General features: G+C 68.7%; 15 protein-coding genes. 6 read left to right on the top strand and 9 right to left on the bottom strand.

The features are described from left to right. The first annotated feature begins 164 nt into the window (after positions 1 to 164). The 3 genes from ON40_RS16130 (at position 165) to ON40_RS16125 (ending at position 2,378) form a co-directional block, all read left to right on the top strand. Positions 165 to 944 (top strand): acyl-[acyl-carrier-protein] thioesterase, encoded by a 780-nt coding sequence (locus ON40_RS16130; RefSeq protein WP_051193162.1) that lies wholly within the window; start codon positions 165 to 167, stop codon positions 942 to 944. A gap of 927 nt (positions 945 to 1,871) precedes the next feature. Further along, the gene (locus tag ON40_RS53225) at positions 1,872 to 2,039 is read left to right on the top strand and encodes a hypothetical protein (protein WP_169541862.1); all 168 of its coding nucleotides are present in this window, start codon (positions 1,872 to 1,874) and stop codon (positions 2,037 to 2,039) included. 69 nt (positions 2,040 to 2,108) lie between these two features. Then, positions 2,109 to 2,378 carry a hypothetical protein gene (locus ON40_RS16125; protein ID WP_040823255.1) on the top strand — a complete coding sequence of 90 codons (270 nt, stop codon included), beginning with the start codon at positions 2,109 to 2,111 and terminating at the stop codon, positions 2,376 to 2,378. Positions 2,379 to 2,385: 7 nt separating this feature from the next. On the opposite strand, the gene ON40_RS16120 is transcribed toward ON40_RS16125, so the two are convergent. After that, a complete protein-coding gene (locus ON40_RS16120) occupies positions 2,386 to 3,378 on the bottom strand; it encodes a LysR family transcriptional regulator (protein WP_040823253.1) in 993 nt (330 codons plus the stop codon). Positions 3,379 to 3,730: 352 nt separating this feature from the next. Between ON40_RS16120 and ON40_RS16115 the strand changes: the two genes are divergently transcribed. After that, entirely contained in the window at positions 3,731 to 4,873 is a 1,143-nt protein-coding gene (locus ON40_RS16115) for a Glu/Leu/Phe/Val dehydrogenase dimerization domain-containing protein (protein ID WP_040824283.1), read from the top strand. A gap of 149 nt (positions 4,874 to 5,022) precedes the next feature. On the opposite strand, the gene ON40_RS16110 is transcribed toward ON40_RS16115, so the two are convergent. Further along, positions 5,023 to 6,030, bottom strand: a complete 1,008-nt coding sequence (locus ON40_RS16110; protein WP_040823251.1) for an aldo/keto reductase — start codon at positions 6,028 to 6,030, stop codon at positions 5,023 to 5,025. A 127-nt stretch (positions 6,031 to 6,157) separates the two neighbouring features. Between ON40_RS16110 and ON40_RS16105 the strand changes: the two genes are divergently transcribed. Further along, complete coding sequence (locus ON40_RS16105) at positions 6,158 to 6,769, top strand: TetR/AcrR family transcriptional regulator (RefSeq protein WP_040823250.1); 612 nt, start codon at positions 6,158 to 6,160, stop codon at positions 6,767 to 6,769. A gap of 125 nt (positions 6,770 to 6,894) precedes the next feature. Here ON40_RS16105 and ON40_RS16100 read toward each other — a convergent pair whose 3' ends face one another. Beyond that, positions 6,895 to 7,326 (bottom strand): nitroreductase family deazaflavin-dependent oxidoreductase, encoded by a 432-nt coding sequence (locus tag ON40_RS16100; protein WP_040823248.1) that lies wholly within the window; start codon positions 7,324 to 7,326, stop codon positions 6,895 to 6,897. Between the two features lie 186 nt (positions 7,327 to 7,512). On the opposite strand from ON40_RS16100, the gene ON40_RS16095 reads away from it, so the two are divergent. Further along, complete coding sequence (locus ON40_RS16095) at positions 7,513 to 8,232, top strand: DUF6461 domain-containing protein (protein WP_051193161.1); 720 nt, start codon at positions 7,513 to 7,515, stop codon at positions 8,230 to 8,232. Positions 8,233 to 8,291: 59 nt separating this feature from the next. Here ON40_RS16095 and ON40_RS16090 read toward each other — a convergent pair whose 3' ends face one another. The 6 genes from ON40_RS16090 to ON40_RS16065 all read right to left on the bottom strand — a co-directional run bounded on the left by ON40_RS16090 (position 8,292) and on the right by ON40_RS16065 (position 15,950). Next, complete coding sequence (locus ON40_RS16090; protein WP_051193252.1) at positions 8,292 to 9,194, bottom strand: hypothetical protein; 903 nt, start codon at positions 9,192 to 9,194, stop codon at positions 8,292 to 8,294. A gap of 74 nt (positions 9,195 to 9,268) precedes the next feature. Beyond that, positions 9,269 to 10,333, bottom strand: coding sequence for a hemolysin family protein (locus ON40_RS16085; protein ID WP_040823246.1), 1,065 nt, complete (start codon positions 10,331 to 10,333; stop codon positions 9,269 to 9,271). Beyond that, positions 10,326 to 11,708, bottom strand: a complete 1,383-nt coding sequence (locus ON40_RS16080) for a hemolysin family protein (protein ID WP_040823245.1) — start codon at positions 11,706 to 11,708, stop codon at positions 10,326 to 10,328. Before ON40_RS16080 ends, ON40_RS16085 begins: the two co-directional genes overlap by 8 nt. A 281-nt stretch (positions 11,709 to 11,989) precedes the next feature. Beyond that, on the bottom strand, positions 11,990 to 13,426 hold the full coding sequence (locus ON40_RS16075; RefSeq protein ID WP_040823244.1) for a GuaB1 family IMP dehydrogenase-related protein: 1,437 nt from the start codon (positions 13,424 to 13,426) through the stop codon (positions 11,990 to 11,992). 168 nt (positions 13,427 to 13,594) lie between these two features. Beyond that, entirely contained in the window at positions 13,595 to 15,013 is a 1,419-nt protein-coding gene (locus ON40_RS48180; RefSeq protein WP_169541861.1) for a DEAD/DEAH box helicase, read from the bottom strand. Further along, positions 15,006 to 15,950: a M56 family metallopeptidase gene (locus ON40_RS16065; protein ID WP_040823243.1), complete on the bottom strand. Its 945-nt coding sequence runs from the start codon at positions 15,948 to 15,950 to the stop codon at positions 15,006 to 15,008. The genes ON40_RS48180 and ON40_RS16065 overlap by 8 nt, the downstream gene beginning before the upstream one ends. Positions 15,951 to 15,970 lie beyond the last annotated feature (20 nt).

Below are 15,970 nucleotides of genomic sequence, written 5' to 3'. Positions count from 1 at the left end.
CGCAGAATCGGCACTCACATCGGTAATCCGGAACGGTAACTCACATAACTGGCCAGTAGGTTCGTTTTCCGGAATGCGACGTCACGTTCCAGCTCCGCGGGGTGCTGCCGGGTCGGGGCGGGTTCGGTCGGTAGGCTCGGCTGTGACCTGCGAAAGGAGCGTTCATGAGCACCACTGATGCCGTCGATCGGTCCACGGAGATCGCATTTCCACTGCCGCCTTGTGCGGATGAGAGCCGGGCATTTCACACGGAGTGGCCGGTACGGCTGGGGGACACCGATGGCGAGGCGCGATTGCGGCTCGATGCGGTGGCGCGGTACCTGCAGGATGTCGGATACGACCATCTGCAAGCAGTGGACGAGGGGAATCTGCATCAGGGGTGGATCGTGCGACGCACCGTGATCGATATGCTCGCGCCGATCGGATTCGGTGATCGGGTGTATCTGCGGCGGTGGCCGTCCGCACTGTCGAACCGGTGGTGCAATATGCGCATCCAGGTGCGCAGCCAGAACGGCGGGCTGATCGAGGCCGAGATGTTCCTCATCCACGTCGACCTCGAGGGCGGGCGTCCCGCCCGGATGAGCGACCGTTTCATGGCGCCGATGCTCGCGGCGACCACGGAACATCGACTGCGCTGGCGGGCCGCGCTCACCGAACGCACCGGCGGCGACGGTCAACGCTGGCAGTTCCCGCTGCGGGTGACCGATGTGGACCGCTACGGACATGTCAACAATGCGGTGCACTGGGAGGCGATCGAGGAGGCGTTGGCGCGGTTCCCGCGGACCTCGCCGTTTCGAGTCGTCCTCGAACACGCCGGTCCCGTCATGGCGGATGACGACGTGCTGATCCGTACCTGGCAGGGCAACGGCGCCCTGCACGTGCAACTCGAGGTCGACGGCAGTGCGCGGACGTTGGCGCGGATCGAATCCGTTCGATCGTCCTGAGCGCTGCGGCGCGTCGATCCGGCGGGTCCGACCGTATCGGTGAAATCAGTTGGTGCGGAACATCTTCGGCGCGTCGCAGTTCGTCGGGGTCCGTCGGGGCCTCGGCATCGGACAGCACCTGCGCACGGGCCTGGACGGCGACGTTCACCATCGGGCCGAATCGCCGGAAGATCTGGATCTCGCCGTCGTATCCGGCGAGGTAGGCGTGATCGGTGCCGTAGGCGTTCGCGGTATCCAGGCGCGCGGCCTGTAGCGCCCAGGCGCGGGCCTGGTCGGGTGTGTCGGGGGTCAGGACGAGCAGTCCGGCGCGGCGGGTGACGTCGCCGCTGTCCGGCCGGTGCCGGTGCCGATCCCACCAGGTGTCCCACCAGAGATCCAGTGCCGGGGGTTCGAGCGTCCGGTCCAGGCCGAAGGACCGCCAGCGCACGGTTCCCTCCGGATTCGCCAGGGGCAGGCGGCTTTTCAGGGTTCGGGCCGACTGCTCGTCGAACGTGGTGCACCAACCGGGAACCAGCACGATCGGATCGGCGGGATCGGCGTCGAACGGGGTCGGCTGCAGGAACGGGCGATCGATCAGCACGACCGTGCCCTGCCTGGCCTGATAGGACAGACCCCACAGCAGCCGGGCCAGCAGGCGTGCGCCGCGATCGTCCGAGAGCACATGCCAGGTGTCGTGAAAACGATTGGTGCTGAACCGGACCCGCGTCCCGGGACGCAACGTGATCACGGTGCGGACGCGATCGTGCGCCCGCATCGGATGCCGATGCAGTTTGAGCCCGTCGGCGACGGATCGCGCGGTATCAGGTCGTTGCTGCTTCATCGCCATCCATAACGCCACAGCGAACTCTCGAGGACAAGCGATTTTCCGGATCGTGGCGAATCGCCGATCCGGTCACCTCGCGGCGAGCACGGGTGTAGAACCAGGGTATGGGAAGGCAGGCGACCATCGTGGTCTACGTGCTGGCGATGATCGTGGTCATCGTCGGAGTGGACATCCTGTTGTTCCGGAACCACTTCTGGGCGCGCCTCATGGTCAACATCGGGATCGTTCTCATCTTCGGCGCGTTCTATCTGCGGTTCGTGAAGGGCGCCTGAGCACGGTCGCCGCAGTCCGCTCGCGGAACGAACCGACGGCTGCGCTGCGAGCGGCCCTATCATCGCCGGGTGGGAAATACGGACGCCGGCGTCGGCGGAATCGATTGGCAGGCAGCGGCGAACGCCGATCGGCCGGTACCCGACGGGATTGTGCTGGACGACGCGTTCGCCGGGGCGGAGCCGGGCCCGTGCCCGGCTTGGGCGTCCAATACCTTCGCTACTCTGCAATCCCTGCATCTGACCCGCGGATTGCGGGACGGCGGCGTTCCGCCCCACGCCGAAGTCGTCGCCGACCGGACCGCCGAAATTCTCCGGATGCCGTATCCCTGGTTGAACTGATCGGGCCTCAGCCGAGTTCGAGACTGTCGGCGGCCTGCGCCGGGGGCGGTGCGGGCGGGGAGATCTCGTCGGCGGGAGCGGGCAGTTCCGGGTCGACGGCCAGGCCCTTCGCGGCGGCGGCGGTGCGGATCGCGTCCACGACCAGCAGCAGGGCGGCTCGGCGCGCGGTGTTGGTGCGGTAGGCCAGCGAGACGGTTCGGCTGGGCGCGTCGCCGAGGGGGAGGATGTCCACTCCCGGCGGGCGCAACGCCAGACCGAGGTCGGACACCAGAGTCACGCCGAGTCCGGACGCGACCATCGCCATCGCGGTCGCCTGCTCCTCCACCTCGTGGTCGATCCGGGGCGCGAGTCCGGCGGACTGGAACGCCAGCCGGACCGCGTGCCCGAAGTGCGAGCGTGCGGGCGCGAGAATCCACGGATGTTCGGCCAGATCGGCCAGCGTCACCCCGGCCATCGCCACCGCATCGGCCGGAACCGCGGCGTGCAGCCGCTCGACCGCGATGACCGTGCGCTTGAGATCCCGGTCCCAGGTCATCGGGTAATTCGAGTACTCGAGTACGAAGGACAGATCCAGCGCGCCGTCGCGGACCGCCGCGGCCGTCGCTTCCGGAGCCAGTTCCTTGGTCCGCACCAGAATGCCCGGATGGGTGCGCGCGAGGGTGTTGAGCGCGTCGGGCAGCAGGCCGGAGGCCACCGACGCCCACACCCCGGCGGTGAGTTTGGCCGTCACCGACTCACCGGCCTCCTCCAGCGCCTGCGTCGCGCGCTCGACCGCGGCCAGGATCTCCTCGGCGTGCTCGGCGAGCAGAACCCCGAGGTCGGTGAACTGCAATCGGCGGCCGCGGCGCTCGAACAGGCGGGTGCCGACATCACGTTCGAGCTGCGCGAGCTGCTGGGACACCGCCGAAACCGTGTAGTGCAGTGCGTTCGCGGTCGCCGTGATCGTCCCGCGCCGGTGCAACTCACGCAACATCCGCAGACGGGCCAGCGACAGTTCCATGACATCGAGCCTAGAGGCGGGCGTCCTCGTGCGGGCGTGACCGGGAGCTCTGAAGCAACGCTGAACACCGCCGTCAATAAACCGTAAATAGACGCGCAAACTGGTTTAGCCGCAGGCTGGAGGCGCTGAACACGACAGTTCGGCAGGGGACGACGACGTCCGAAACGGGAGATTACGCGACCCGCCGCCGCCCTCCGGGTGGCAGTGCGGGGCACGAGGACGAAGGAGGCGATTCGCTGTGACGACGCTACAGGAACCCATCGAGGGAACCCCGCACGTGACTGCGCAGACCGTTCCGGCCCTACCGAACGAAACGGTCGTCACTCCTGTCATTCGCCGCCCCGAGCCGTATATGCGTCTGCAGTGGACGGATCCGGTCACCGGCGCGGTCGGCTACCTCGTGGTGCACACCCTGCGATCGAGCCTGGCCACCGGCGGCACCCGGATGCGGGCGGGTTGCACGTTGACCGAGGTGGAGGATCTGGCGCGCGGGATGGCGAACAAGACCGCCACCTTCGATCTGCCCGTCGGCGGCGCCAAGGGCGGAATCGACTTCGACCCCAAGGACCCGCGCGCGATCGAGGTGCTGGAGCGGTTCTGCGAGGCCATGCGCCCGTGGATCGACGCGCACTGGGTGACCGCCGAGGACCTGGGCGTCCCGCAGCACCTGATCGATGAGGTCTTCGAGAAGCTCGGGCTGGGCCAGAGCTACCACGCCGCGATTCGTCGCGCCGACGACCCGGCCGCCACGCTGGAACGGGTCCGCAACGGGCTGAACGCCGCGGTCGAGGGCGGATTTCTGCTCGGCGACGTGATCGGCGGATACGGCGTCGCGCACGCCTGCCTCGCCGCCGCGGTCTCCTGGGGGCAGTCGCCCGCGGCGACGACCGTCGCGATCCAGGGCATCGGCACCATGGGCGGGGCAGCGGCCTACTACCTGCACGAGGCCGGGATGACGGTCACCGCGCTGGCCGACGCCGCGGGCACCCTGTACTGCGCCGACGGACTGGACGTTCCGGCACTGCTGGATCTGCGCGACGGTTTCGGCGAGATCGATCGTGCGCGCCTACCGGAGGGCATCGAGCAGCGGCCGCGCGCCGCGATCCTGTCGGTGGACGCCGATATCCTTGTCCCGGCGGCGATCTCGTACGCGATCACGCCGGACAACTCGTACGACATCACCGCGCGCATCATCGTCGAGGCCGCGAACGCCGCCACCACACCGGAGGCGGAGGCCATGCTCGCCGCGCGCGGCGTCCCCGTGCTGCCCGATTTCGTCGCCAACGCCGGCGCGGTCGCCTGGGCCTGGTGGCTGCTGCTCGGCGAGGTCGACGACAACCCGGAGAATTCCTTCGACCGGTTGCGCACGATCATGCACAGCAAGGTCGCGGAACTGCTGTCCGAGTGGACCGAGCACGGCCGCACCCCGCGCGAGACCGGCCACCGCTGGGCCGACGAGCCGGCGCCGCTCGCCGGTCCGGTCGTCATCCCCTGAGCGACAGCGGGATTCGGCTCGGTGTTCAGGCGGCGCTCGCCGGTTTGGTCGCCATCCTCTGAGTGACAGCGGGATTCGGCTCGGTGTTCAGGTGCCGCTCGCCGGTTTGGTCGCCATCCTCTGAGTGGCAGTGAGATTCGGCCCGCTGCTCAGGCGGCGCTGCGCTCGCTCAGCGGGCGACGGCGCAGGTGCGGTCGCTGCAGGGCCGGTGGCAGGTAGGCCTGGTCGAGGGTGCCGACGTCGGTGCCGGGCGGGACGATCTCGTCGATGCGGTCGAGGATGTCGTCGCTCAGGGTGACCTCGATTCCGGCCAGCAGGCCCTCGAACTGTTCCATGGTGCGCGCGCCGAGCAGGGCGCTGGTCACGCCGGGGTGGGCGATGGTGAACGCCATGGCCAGATGGGTCAGCGGCAGGCCCGCCTCGGCGGCGAGCGGGATGAGCTGCTCGACCACCTCGATGCGGTGTTCGTCGTTGAGCGCCCCCAGCATTCGGGCGCGGCGCACATCGGTCTCCTGCCCCTTGCGGATGCGGCCGGTGAGCAGTCCCTGCCCGAGCGGGCCCCAGGTCACCACGCCCATTCCGTAGCGTTGCGCGATCGGCAGGACCTCGCTCTCGATGGCGCGGTTCAGGATCGAATAGGGCGGCTGTTCGGTGCGGAACCGTTCGTATCCGCGCCGTTCGGCGACCCACTGGGCCTCGACGATGTCCGAGGGCGGAGTGTTGGAGGATCCGATCGCGCGGACCTTCCCGCTGCGGATCAGATCGGACAGCGCGGAGAGGGTCTCCTCGATATCGGTCTCCGGATCCAGCCGGTGGATCTGGTAGAGGTCGATGTGATCGGTCTGCAAGCGGCGCAACGAGTTCTCGACCTCGGTCATGATCCAGCGCCGCGAGGTGCCCTGGCCCATCGGACGGCTCACCTTGGTCGCCAGGAGGACATCGTCCCGGCGTCCCCGAAGTGCTTTGCCCACAACCTCTTCCGAGTCGCCGTAGGCATCGGCGGTGTCGATGAAGTTGATTCCGGCGTCCAGTGCCCGGTGGATGATCCGCGCCGAGTCGTCGGGGTCGGGATTGCCGACGGAGGTGGCGAACATCAGGGCGCCGAGCGCGTACGGGCTCACCCTGATGCCGGTGCGGCCGAGCGTGCGGTACTGCATGGATTGCTCCTGGGGTAGTGGACGGGGTGTGGTCGTCGAAGGCGGGATGTCGTACCCTCGAGATAAGTGGAAAGCTATTCCGGAACTATACGGAAAAATTTTCCGGTTACGCAACCGAAGGATCGAATTGACCGATACAACGCCGTCCACCAGTGCAGATCCCGGCGCCACCGAGGGTGTGCCCGCGCCCCGCCGACGGCGGGCCGACGCCCAGCGCAACGTCGATGCGCTCCTCGAAGCAGCCAAGGGCGTCTTCGCGCTCTCGGGCGTGGACGCGCCCGCGAAGGAGATCACCGATCGCGCGGGCCTGGGTGTCGGCACGCTGTACCGGCACTTTCCGCAACGGTCCGACCTGGTCGCGGCCGTGCTGGAACGCGAGATCGACGTCTGCGTGGCGGCCGGTCCGACCTTGTCCGCGGCCCACGAACCGGTCGAGGCGTTGACGAAGTGGTTGTACCGCCTCACCGAATTCGTCGGAACCAAACGAGGACTCGCCACGGCCATCCATTCGGGCGACCCGAAATTCGACGACCTGGCCGGACATCTGCTGAAACGACTCGAACCGGTACTCGGCGAGCTCATCGATGCGGCGGTCGCGACCGGCGAGATCCGCGACGACATCGGCCCGCGCGAGTTGGTGCACGCGGTGGCCCTGCTCTGCCAGCCCGTCCCCGGCGAGGATCTGGCCTACAACCAGCACATGGTGAGCGTCCTGCTGGACGGGTTGCGTCGCGGATGAGACCGAGGAATCCGGCCGCGCCGCCGAATACTGTGCCGCCCATCGAACGCAAAACCGGTCCGGTCGTCTGACCGGACCGGCAATCGCTTGTGGGCCAACCGGATTCGCGTGAGCGAATTCGCTCGTTACTTCGGGTCGAGCACGAAGACCGGAATCAGACGGTCGGTCTTGGTCTGGTATTCGGCGTAGGGCGGGTAGGCGGCGACGGCGCGCTCCCACCACTCGGCGCGCTCGGCGCCTTCGACCTCGCGGGCGACGTAGTCCTTGGTCACGGTGCCGTCCTGCAGCGGGAACTCCGGATGCGCCTTGATGTTGTAGTACCAGACGGGATGCTCGGGTGCGCCGCCCTTGGACGCGACGACCGCGTAGCTCCCCTCGTGCTCCACCCGCATCACCGGGGTGTACCGCAGCTTGCCGGACTTCGCGCCACGCAACGTCAGCAGCACGATCGGCGACCCGACGATCTCGATGCCCGCGGTGGTTCCCGTCTCGAGGATCGTCTTCGTCTGATCCTGTACCCAGTCCGTGGGGCTCAGCTCTACCTTCTCATTCGTCATATCCAGGCCCAACGGTGTGCGGATCGTTCGCATTCCCGGCGGGCGAGCGGCCGCAGCAAACCCCCGGTCATCCGGTCGGCCGCCGGGCGCGTGCGGTTCGGTGTCGTGGCGACTCGGCTCATCCTGCGTGCCGCATCGACCGTCGCCGACATGCGGTGAGCGCCGCGATGCCGGATCATCGCGGATATGCCCGCACCCTACTTCTCCCCGGACCAACTGGACGAAACCGGTTGTCCCACTTGGCTCAGCGCGCTCGCCGGCCAGGAACACGATCCGAACCACCTGGTGCACCTCGTGCGTGATCTGGAACCCGCCGATGCGCTGGCAGTGCTGGGCGTCGATCGCGAGGACATCCGGCCGTGTGTGCTGCCCACCCGCAGTCCCGATGATCAGGCATCACTGGCCAGGGCCGCGATCGATCCGCTGAATCCCACCGTGGTGCTCATCGCCGGACGCGTCGGCGATTGGACGTTCATCTACGACGACCTGGGCGAGACCGGTTATCTGTGGCAGCTCGAGCAGCGTCCGCCGGTCGAGACGGTTTCGGCCCTGTCCACCGCGGGCGCCGTGGCCGCCACCAGCAGTGTCGCGATGACCGGGCACATCAACTTCAGCTATGCGGTCGACGGAGAGACCCTGTTCTATCACTCCGGGGACGAATCCGACCTCGACGATCCCGACGAGGTGCCCGCGGAGATGCGTGCGGTTGCCGAGGCGGCCGGTACCGTCGACGCCGAGTTCGACGACGGGATCACCATGCGGATGATCTGCGCGCTCGGCGGACTGCCGCGCACACTGGACGAACTGCGGGAAATCCCGCTGGTGATCGCGCCGTACGACTCGCGGCCGGAGCTGTTCCGGAAACCCTCGCTGACGCTCACGCCGCAGCCGTATCCGTTCCGATGACATCACGAGGTGTGCGGCCGATCCCACGATTGTGAGCGTGCAGCGGTCGGGAAGCTCGTCTAGAACGCTCGAGGCCGAGTGTCCTCGGGCAGGCAGGTGAGCAGTTCCCGGCACGCCGTGAGCAGCCGGGTGCGCAGGCCGTCGGCCTGGTCTGCGACATCGGACTGCTGCCGGACGTAATCGGCTCGCCCGGACGGGGTTTCGATGGCGATCGGCTCGTACCCGTACTCGGACAGGTCGTACGGGCTCGCGCGCATATCGAGTTCGCGTGCGGTACAAGCGAGTTCGAAGCAGTCCAGCAGGAGGGCCGAGTCGACCAGGGGGACGAGTTTGAACGCCCACTTGTACAGGTCCATGTTGGCGTGCAGGCAGCCGGGTTGTTCGCGCAGGACCTGGGTGTCGCGGGTCAGAGGGTCGGTGTTGCGGGGGACCGCGTCGGGGGTGAAGAAGCGGAACGCGTCGAAGTGGGTGCAGCGCAACGACATCGACTCCACCACCGCATCGGTGCCCGCGCTGCCCAGGCGCAGCGGCACCTGCTGGTGACGCACCTCCTGTGAGCGGTACACCATCGCCCACTCGTGCAGGCCGAAACAGGACAGCCGGGCGGGGCGGGAGGCGGTGGCGTGCAACAGGTTCGCCACGAATTCGATGGTGTCGCGGCGGCGCAGGAGGTACGCGGGATCCGCGGTCCAGGCGGGCGGGCCCGAGTCGTCCTCCCGGCCCCGGTAACCCCGCGCGCCGTCGTACTCTCGCGCATTCTCCAGTGCCACACCGTAACCCGGATGCCAGCGGCGCAACTGTGCCGGTTTGTGCCCGTAGTAGGTGAACAGGAAATCGATGACCGGATGTTTCGACCCGGCGGCCCGGCGTTGCAGATACGGGCCGACCAGAGTCTCCACCCGGTCGCGATGCTCCTGTGCGCGGGCACGCCACTGCGGCTCGGGCACGAGCTGGGTTTCCACTGTGCCGCAATACTTCTCGGCGCGGGCAGCGGGCTGCGCGGTGGTGTCGCGGACCGGATCGTGTATCGCGGTCCTCATTCCGCGATCCGGTGGGTGCCGTCGCGGACCGTGCCCACGAACTCCTCCACCAGATCCTCGAGCGCGACGATGCCCACGGTGTTGCCGCGGCTGTCGACCGCGCGCCCGAGATGACTGCTGGTCCGTCGCAGCCGCGCGAGCGCCTCGTACAGGGTGGTGCCCATACTCACCGTCGGCAGCGGGCGGATATCGGTGCGGGGGATCGGCGTGGCCGGGCCCGCATCGTCGTCGGCCACCTTGTCCAGCACGTCCTTGACATGCAGATAGCCGACCAGCGAACCATCGTCCGTGCGCACCGGATACCGCGAGAAACCCGTCTCGGCGACCGCGGATTCGATATCGCCGAGTGTGGTTCCGTCCCCGCGCAGCGGTACGCACCGCGTCTTGGCCAGCGGCACCATCACATCGGCGACGATGCGGTCGGTGGTACCGAGCGCCTGGGTGAGACGGCGATGCTCGTCCTCGTCGATCAAACCCTCCGAACGGGATTCACCGAGCATCTCCGCCAGCTCCACCGACGAGACGGTGGTGTCCAGCTCGTCCTTGGGCTCGATCCGCAGCGCCCGCAGCGACAGATTCGCGGCCAGGTTGTAGAGCATGATCACCGGACGGGCCAGCCGCAGCCAGATCAACATCACCGGAACCAGCAGCAGCGCAACACGTTCCGGCCCGGCCAGGGCGATGTTCTTCGGGATCATCTCGCCCAGCAGCATATGCAGCATCACCACCAGGCACAGCGACAGCGCGAACGAGATCGGATGCAGCAACTGCTCGGGCACGTGCGCCAGATCGAAGGGGTATGTCAGCAGATGCGCGATGGCGGGTTCGCCGATCCGGCCCAGCAGCAGGGAGGCGATGGTGATGCCCAGCTGCGCGGCGGCCAGCATCATCGACAGGTGCTCACCGGCCCGGATGACCGTCACCGCACCGCGCTTGCCCTGTGCCTCCAGCGCCTCGAGCCGGTCGCGGCGCGCGGAGATGAGCGCGAACTCCGCGCCGACGAAGAAGGCGTTGCACCCCAGCAGCACCAGGGTCAGCAGCACACCGAACAGATCACCCATGGCTGAGCTCCCATTCCGCCACCGTATCGGCGTCCACCGGCTGCAACAGCACCCGATCGATGCGACGGCCGTCCATGCGCTCCACGCGGGCCAGCCAGCCGCTGCCGCCATGCGATCCGGTCGAATTCTGTTGTCCGGTACCGGGATCGGGCAGCAGCACCTCGTCACCGGTCTCGGGGATCCGGCCCAGCCGGGTCAGCACCAGACCGCCGAGGGTTTCGTATTCACCCTCGGGCGCGTCGTATCCGGTGGTGCGGGCGACCTCATCGATCCGCAGCAGACCCGAGCAGTTCCAGCCCGAGGAGGTGCGACGCACGTCGAGTTCCTCCTCGTCGTGCTCGTCGCGCACATCGCCGAGGATCTCCTCGATGATGTCCTCCATCGTCACCAGACCCGCGGTGCCGCCGTACTCGTCCACCACCAGGGCCACCTGCATACCGTCCGCGCGCACCCGTTCGAGCACCGCGTCACCGTCCAGGCTGGCCGGAACGATCGGCACCGGATGCGCGATCGCGCGCAGCACGATGTGGCGGCGATCCCGGACCGGATGCAGGAATGCCTGTTTGACGTGCACCACGCCGAGGGTGTTGTCCAGATCGCCGTCGATCACCGGGAACCGGGAGAATCCGGTGCGGCTCGCGGCGGCGAGCAGATCGGCGATGGTCCCGTCCTGATCCAGGGACTCGATCTTCACCCGGGGCGTCATCAACTCCTCGGCGCTGCGCTCGCCGAATTCCAGCGACCGGCCCACCACCTGCGCGGTGCGCAGATCCAGCGCGCCACGCAGGGCGGAGGTGCGCACCAGCGAGCCCAGTTCCTCGGGGGAACGCGCCGAACGCAGTTCTTCGGCGGGCTCGATGCCCAGCTGCCGGACCACCCAGTTGGCGGTGCCGTTGAGCAGTTTGATCAGCCAGGCGAAGAACGTGGAGAAGGTGATCATCGGGATGGCGGTCAGGCGCGCGGTGGCCAGCGGTGCGGTGATCGCGATGTTCTTGGGCACCAGCTCGCCGTAGACCATGGACAGCGAGGTGGCCAGCACAAGCGAAACGACCAGCGAGATGCCTTGTGCGGCACCGGCACTCGCGCCGAGTGCGGTGCACAGCGGTTCGATCAGCCGGGCCAGGACGGGTTCGGCGATATAACCGGTCACCAGGGTGGTGAGGGTGATGCCCAGCTGTGCGCCGGACAGCTGGAACGACAGGCTCCGATGCGCGTGGCGCACCTGGCGGGCGCGGCGATCACCGTCGCGGGCATGCGCCTCGACAGTGCTGCGTTCCAGCGCGGTGAGCGAGAATTCGGCGGCGACGAACAGGGCGGTGCCGGCGGTGAGCGCGACGAAGCCCAGCAGACTCAGAACTGTGAGCAGGACGGACACGTCTCAACACCGTCCCCGATGTTTCGAATGTCCGGGAATTGCTGCGATGACGGGGGCGCCGGGTATGTCACCCGGCTCGGTAGAGGAGCCCTCCTGAGTGGCGCCCTCGGACGCGGGTGACAACTGGTTCCTTTCGCAAGCGGAAGCTGTTCATGGATACGGATCCGGTCGCGGGCCTTCCTCGTGCCCGGACCGGCAACCTTCATGTTACCGGCAGCCGCCGCCGAGGTCGCCACCGCGGCACGCGGTGGCGACCGAACCCATCGTGCGGTCGGGGACTCTCACCACCCCGACGGGAGCGGACGGCCCTCGGCGAATCCGGCCGCGGACTGCACGCCGAGCACCGCCTTGTCGTGCAGTTCGCCCAGCGTGCGGGCCCCGGCATAGGTGCAGGCGCTACGCACGCCCGAGCAGATGTGGTCGATCAGATCCTCCACGCCGGGCCGTTCGGGATCCAGTCGCATCCGCGAGGAGGAGATGCCCTCCTCGAACAGCGCCTTGCGAGCCCGGTCGAAGGCGTTGTCGGTGACGGTGCGCGCGGCGACCGCACGCTTGGACGCCATGCCGAAACTCTCCTTGTAGGCGTTGCCGTCGCGGTCGACGCGCAGGTCGCCGGGGGATTCGTAGGTACCCGCGAACCAGGAGCCGATCATCACGTTCGACGCGCCCGCGGCGATGGCCAGAGCGACGTCGCGCGGATGCCGCACACCGCCGTCGGCCCAGATGTGCACGCCGAGATCCTTTGCCGCCGAAGCGCACTCGGCCACGGCGGAGAACTGCGGGCGGCCCACGCCGGTCATCATGCGGGTGGTGCACATGGCGCCGGGTCCGACGCCGACCTTGATGATGTCGGCCCCGGCCGCGGCCAGATCGCGGGTGCCCTCGGCGGAGACCACATTGCCCGCCACCAGCGGGACGCCCAGACGCAGATCGGCGACCGAACGCAGCGCCTCGAGCATCTTGATCTGGTGGCCGTGCGCGGTATCCATCACCAGCACGTCGGCGCCGGCGTCGACCAGCGCCTTCGCCTTGGCCGGGACGTCCCCGTTGATGCCGACCGCCGCCGCGATGCGCAGCTTGCCGGACGCGTCGATCGCCGGGTCGTAGATGCCGGTGCGGACCGCGCCGGTGCGGGTGAGCACGCCGGCGAGTGTGCCGTCCGCGGCCACCAGCACCGCGAGGTGCGCGTGCTGGGATTCGAGGGTTTCGAAGATCTCGCGGGGTGAGGTGTCGGCCGCGACGGTGACGAATCCGGTCTCGGCGACGGCGCCCAGGCGCGCGAAGCGGTCGACGTCGGCGCAGGAGGCTTCGGTGACCACACCGATCGGGCGGTCGTTCTCCACGACCACCACCGCGCCGTGCGCGCGCTTGTGGATCAGCGCCAGCGCCTCGGACACCGAATGATCCGGGCCCAGCACCACCGGGGTGTCGGCGACCAGGGAGCGGGCCTTGACGAAGGAGATCGTGTCCGCGGCCGCGCCGAGCGGAAGATCCTGCGGCAGTACCACGATGCCGCCGCGGCGGGCGACCGTCTCGGCCATCCGGCGTCCGGCGACCGCGGTCATGTTGGCCACCACGATCGGGATCGTCGTGCCCGTCCCGTCGCTGGTCGACAGGTCGACGTCGAATCGGGACGTGACTTCCGTCCGATTCGGGACGAGGAAGATGTCGTCGTAGGTCAGGTCGTAGGGCGGCTGATGGCCCGGTAGAAACTGCACTCCGGCAATTGTAGGGGAATTCCCGGGTTGCGCGGACGACCTCGGCGAACGTGGCGCGGGCCGGTCACCGGACGGTTGTGCGATCGGTCATCGTTGCCCCTCCGCGATCGACTGGTGCCGGCCTGATCGATCCAGCTGTCCGAATTGTCGGATTACTCGGCTGTGCGGTCAGCGTGTGTGGCGGTTTCGGCGGGTGGAATACGAACGGCCGGTTCGGGATCGGCGGTGGTGATCGCCGGGGTCGGTGCGGGGACTCGGCGGGGGAGCCGGTGCGGTCGGGTCCGGGACGGGGGTGCCCGACGGGCGGCGGGCTCCGGTGAGGTCGGTGAGGTGGCGGTCGCCGGGGCGGATCTTCGTGTGGGTGGGGCGGATTCCGGCTTCGCGGACCAGTTGTTCGGCCGTCTCGCGCTCGTCCTCGGTGATGAGGGTGACCACGGTGCCGGTCGCGCCCGCGCGGGCGGTGCGGCCCGCGCGATGCAGGTAGTCCTTGGGATCGGCGGGCGGGTCGACGTGCACGACCAGGGAGATGTCGTCGACGTGGATGCCGCGGGCGGCGACGTCGGTCGCGACCAGGACCGGCGCCGAGCCGCCGGCGAAGGCGGCCAGGGTACGGGTGCGCTGGTTCTGCGCCTTGCCGCCGTGCAGGACCGCCGCGGCGATTCCGGATTCGCGCAGGCGGCGAGCCAGTTTGTCCGCGCCGTACTGGGTGCGCACGAACAGCAGGGTGCGGCCCTCGCGGGCAGCGATCTCGGCGACCACCGCGCGTTTGTCGGCCTTGCGCAGATACAGCAGATGATGGGTGATGGCCGGGGTCGAACCGACCTCGCCCGGCGGGGCGGATGCGTTCGTCCCGGTACCGGCACGTTCGGATGATTCCGTATTGTCGTGGTGCGCAACGAGATCCGAGAACTCACCCGTGGCATCCGAAGGCGTCGCGTCGACCGCGTGCAGTACCGGCTCACGCAGGTACCGCCGCACCAGAACGTCCACCGCATCGTCGAGAGTGGCCGAGAACAGCAGATGCTGGCTGTCCGCCGGCAGCAGATCCAACAGGGCGGTGATCTGGTCGAGGAAACCGAGCTGGGCCATGTGATCGGCCTCGTCCACCGCGACCACCCGGATCGCGTCGAGTCCGGCCGCGCCCTGCGCGATCAGATCGGCGAGCCGTCCGGGAGTGGCGATCAGCAGGTCCACGCCGCGATCCAGCCGCTGCGCCTGGCGGGCGATCGGCACGCCGCCGACCGCGGTACCCAGTCGCAGCCCGAGCGCGAGGGCGGACTCGTCCAATGCCGTCTCGATCTGCAGTGCGAGTTCCCGGGTCGGTGCGAGGACCAGGCCCCGGGGTCGACGGGGAGCCGAGGCAGCGCGGATGAGTCGCACCAACATGGGCAGGCCGAAGGCCAGGGTCTTCCCCGATCCCGTTGCGGCCCGGCCCAATACGTCGCGTCCGGCGAGAATGTCGGGGACGGCCGCGGCCTGGATCGGGAAGGCGGTCTCCAGTCCGGCCCGGCGCAGCGCCTGAACCAGCGGGACCGGCAGGCCCAGATCGGCGAACCGCGGCGCGCGAACCACGCCCGGTTCAGGCACGGAACAGGCGCTTCAGCTCGACGAGCCAGGGAATCGCCACCGCGAGGGTCGGCACCACCAGGATGGCCGCGGCCGCGAGATAGGCCGCGACAGCGATACGCAGATCGCCGAGCGGACCGGCCAGGCGCTGGATGCGGATGAGGGTGGTCGGCCCACCCACGGCCATCGCGCCCTGCGGCGCGGTCGAATTCGAGCAGGCCACCAGCGCGCGGGCCAGCGGCGTCGCGCCGGTGACCTTGACCGCGGAATCGTCGGCGAGCAGTTCGATCAGCAGTTTCACCGAGTCGAGCGCGGATTTGCTGCGTACGAACCGGGGGAACGCCTCGTGTGCGGCGGTGAACGCCTCGAGCACCAGATCGTGCCGGGCGCGCAGATGCGAACGCTCGTGGCTGACGATCGCGGTCAGCTCCGATTCGGTCAGGCTGGTGAAGGTGCCTTGGCTCAGCACGACGCGGCGGCGCAGACCGGGCAGGCAGTAGGCGATCGGTTCGGCCGCGGCCAGCACGCGGATGTCCGCGGCGCGGTGACCGCTGATGTCGCCGCCCTGATCGAGCAGGTCGACCAGGATGCGATGGCGGGTCCGGCGGCGTCGGGTGTGAATGCCGACGCGGATCACCATGTAGATCAGGCGTGCGCCGACCAGCAGAGTCAGCGCGAGGACGATCACATAGGCCGACCACAGCGGCAGGCCGAGTGCGTGGATCTCCCGGGTGGGTGAGGTGGTCGGCCGCCCGTCGGGGCCCGGGACCAGCAGCAGGCTGGCGATGGCCAGGCCGGAGCCGAAGGCGCTGAGCACCGCGGCGAGGGCGACGGCCTGCCACAGCACCAGGGCTGCCCGTGGCGTCCGGTACGGCCACGAGGCTCGGCTGAGCAGGGCTGGGACCGGTCCCGCCAGAAGCAAAGCGAGACCGGCGAATACCGGCGCGGTTGCGTTCATGCTCAGCTCACTGCGTTGTG

The sequence above is a fragment of the Nocardia jiangxiensis NBRC 101359 genome (assembly GCF_000308615.1).
GTDB lineage: Bacteria > Actinomycetota > Actinomycetes > Mycobacteriales > Mycobacteriaceae > Nocardia > Nocardia jiangxiensis.
Note: the sequence above shows the minus strand (reverse complement) of the source record. Positions and strands in the feature narration are given on the sequence as shown.

Excerpts from the sequence above, each read along its gene's own strand:
- ON40_RS16130 (WP_051193162.1), top strand. The coding sequence starts at position 165 with ATGAGCACCACTGATGCCGTCGATCGGTCCACGGAGATCGCATTTCCA.
- ON40_RS16095 (WP_051193161.1), top strand. The coding sequence starts at position 7,513 with ATGCCCGCACCCTACTTCTCCCCGGACCAACTGGACGAAACCGGTTGT.
- ON40_RS53225 (WP_169541862.1), top strand. The coding sequence starts at position 1,872 with ATGGGAAGGCAGGCGACCATCGTGGTCTACGTGCTGGCGATGATCGTG.
- ON40_RS16120 (WP_040823253.1), bottom strand. The coding sequence starts at position 3,378 with ATGGAACTGTCGCTGGCCCGTCTGCGGATGTTGCGTGAGTTGCACCGG.
- ON40_RS16110 (WP_040823251.1), bottom strand. The coding sequence starts at position 6,030 with ATGCAGTACCGCACGCTCGGCCGCACCGGCATCAGGGTGAGCCCGTAC.
- ON40_RS16115 (WP_040824283.1), top strand. The coding sequence starts at position 3,731 with ATGCGTCTGCAGTGGACGGATCCGGTCACCGGCGCGGTCGGCTACCTC.
- ON40_RS16100 (WP_040823248.1), bottom strand. The coding sequence starts at position 7,326 with ATGACGAATGAGAAGGTAGAGCTGAGCCCCACGGACTGGGTACAGGAT.
- ON40_RS16085 (WP_040823246.1), bottom strand. The coding sequence starts at position 10,333 with ATGGGTGATCTGTTCGGTGTGCTGCTGACCCTGGTGCTGCTGGGGTGC.
- ON40_RS16065 (WP_040823243.1), bottom strand. The coding sequence starts at position 15,950 with ATGAACGCAACCGCGCCGGTATTCGCCGGTCTCGCTTTGCTTCTGGCG.